Source organism: Aquaspirillum serpens DSM 68 (assembly GCF_000420525.1).
Taxonomy (GTDB): Bacteria; Pseudomonadota; Gammaproteobacteria; order Burkholderiales; family Aquaspirillaceae; genus Aquaspirillum; species Aquaspirillum serpens.
Genome location: NZ_ATVC01000105.1, coordinates 1 through 2,228 on the forward strand (window position 1 = coordinate 1; position 2,228 = coordinate 2,228).

4 protein-coding genes are annotated in these 2,228 nt (G+C 35.4%); all 4 read right to left on the bottom strand.

The features are described from left to right. Positions 1–58: 58 nt before the first annotated feature. Positions 59–655: an AAA family ATPase gene (locus tag G465_RS15690; RefSeq protein WP_081642788.1), complete on the bottom strand. Its 597-nt coding sequence runs from the start codon at positions 653–655 to the stop codon at positions 59–61. A gap of 220 nt (positions 656–875) precedes the next feature. Then, positions 876–1,292, bottom strand: coding sequence for an AAA family ATPase (locus tag G465_RS15875; protein WP_022654801.1), 417 nt, complete (start codon positions 1,290–1,292; stop codon positions 876–878). 103 nt (positions 1,293–1,395) lie between these two features. Then, positions 1,396–1,797 (bottom strand): type II toxin-antitoxin system MqsA family antitoxin, encoded by a 402-nt coding sequence (locus G465_RS0112665; RefSeq protein WP_022654802.1) that lies wholly within the window; start codon positions 1,795–1,797, stop codon positions 1,396–1,398. 2 nt (positions 1,798–1,799) lie between these two features. Beyond that, positions 1,800–2,096 (bottom strand): type II toxin-antitoxin system MqsR family toxin, encoded by a 297-nt coding sequence (locus tag G465_RS0112670; RefSeq protein WP_022654803.1) that lies wholly within the window; start codon positions 2,094–2,096, stop codon positions 1,800–1,802. Between the last annotated feature and the right edge of the window lie 132 nt (positions 2,097–2,228).

Genomic DNA, 2,228 nt, shown 5'->3' on the forward strand with positions numbered 1-2,228 from the left:
ACCATTCCTCCAAAACCTTCTTCATCCCCCTATCTTACTGTCCGCTGACATTAGACCATTACACAGCTGGAAAAACTTTTTTCTCTCTTGAAGAAACTACATACGCAGATACCTGCTCTGATGTGAGTAAACAAGATTTGTCAATGTCGAACTCACTCATTAATTCTTGTTGATCTTCTTCCTCTATGTTTCCAGAGCCAAGCATAATCAGGTTGTTAATCTCGCGAAGCATATGATCGCTATGTGTAGTAATAACGACTGTAATCTCAGAATTAACAAGAGTAGCTAAAAGACGTGCCATTAATACTTGATTGTCAAGATGAAGGTTAAGTTCTGGTTCATCAATGATGATTATTGAGCCTGGCTTAAGTTCATGCTTAATGATCTTTTCGATAAGATAAATTGATTTTGTTGAAGATGAGACCATAGAGAAATCTAGGTAGATATCTGTACCAGTAGGTTTAAATCGAACATCTTCCTCTTCAATAAACTCACCACCACTTATTTGACTTATCAGTTTTTTGATTTCTGAAAAGTAATGTAGTTCTGAAAGTTCGTGTGTTCTTGATCGAGAAATGTCAATATTATCGATAAACGGTTTAGTAATGTTTTTAAAAATCCCTTTTGTAAGCTCATCTAAATGCCTTTTTTTAATATCATATTATTAATATCTTTTTGTGAGAATGTTAGCTCGCTTCTTTTGCTATTGATTTGATCAAAAATAGGTTGGAAAATTACTACACTAGTACGCTCAGATATTGCGATGAGTGGCGAAAATATTAAATTTTCCATTAAATCATGGATAATTTCAATGCTGATTATCTTGAGTAAAGTATCAAATTTATGTCTGCTATTGAAGTTTGGAATTGTGATTTTTATTTCAAAACTATTTGAACACTTATTGACAATCGCGTTGAACTGTCCGAATTCGTATTTTTTTCTTGTATTTCTAAATTAAATGTTTTTTCTAAAATTTTCTCGATAAAGGTAGGTTTTGTTTTTTGGTTGATAAAGTTAGTGATTTCTGTATGAGAAAAAATTATTTTTATATGTGATTCTATATTGTATACCCTTGATAATCCATCAATCCTTTTTTCTTTTGCTTCTATTTTGTCAAGAATGATGCCATCTATGTTTAATATGAATTTCTTCAGATTTTTTAGAGATTCATATATTTTGTGGCTGATATAAGTTTTGCCAACATTATTTCTTCCGCAGATAATAGTTAAAGGTGATAAATCAATACTTGCCTCTTTAAGAGGTCCTAAGTTTTTAAATTGAAATTTAAACATAAATTAAGGCAAAAGTATTTATAACTACTTTTGCAATCCTCCTGAGTAATTTGTGGGATTTTTAGTGATTTAAATGATTGGCAGTTGTTATTTTCATGAGAAATTAAACTGTTCTAATCTCATCCAGTAAATCGGGATGTCGATCTAACAGTTTAAGCAACTTAACCAAAGCTAATGATGGTTTAGTCTTACCATTTTCATAACGAGAAAAAGCATTCACACCACCACCGAAGATTTCAGCCGCTTGTCGTTGGTCGAGGGCCAGTTTTTTGCGCACGTTCGTAATAAAGCAGGGATCGACAATAGCCGCATTCACCTGTTTCATAAATGCCTGCATCTCAGACATAACACGATCTGATTCCGACACATCCAAAACTGATTCAGCACAGGCTGGGCAAAAACTACCCGTTACAGAGGCAATCACTGTCGATTCACCTTTGTAGGTATAAGGCAAATCCCGAGTATCATGGATCAGTTCAGCAGCACCACAGACAGGACATTTCATATTTATAGCTCCTTGAAAGACACGATCAGCACATCATCAATGACCGTCAATTTCAGATAAATGTCACCAGCTTCAGTTCTTGGCCGATAAACATCTTGCCAGATTGTATGGTCTGCATGAGTTGTCATACTTTTGTAAAAGTCCGAAGTTGTCAGTGACATAACGACATCCAACATTTCTGACAAACAAAGCCCCAGCTCGCTGGCTCCTGAACGTGCAGAATGCGTAGTTCGGACTTTCCCTGCCGTAAGCAAGTCTTTAACGACTGACAATTTACAATGAGGGGTTAGTTTTTCCATTAACTAAATTTAACCTAGTTGGTTGATTTGTGCAAACCCTGTGTAATGGTCTAATGTCAGCGGACAGTAAGATAGGGGGATGAAGAAGGTTTTGGAGGAATGGTGATGAAACAAGGGCGCAGGGTATTTGAC

Coding starts and splice junctions, on each gene's coding strand:
- G465_RS15875 (WP_022654801.1), bottom strand. CDS start 1,292: ATGTTTAAATTTCAATTTAAAAACTTAGGACCTCTTAAAGAGGCAAGT.
- G465_RS0112665 (WP_022654802.1), bottom strand. CDS start 1,797: ATGAAATGTCCTGTCTGTGGTGCTGCTGAACTGATCCATGATACTCGG.
- G465_RS0112670 (WP_022654803.1), bottom strand. CDS start 2,096: ATGGAAAAACTAACCCCTCATTGTAAATTGTCAGTCGTTAAAGACTTG.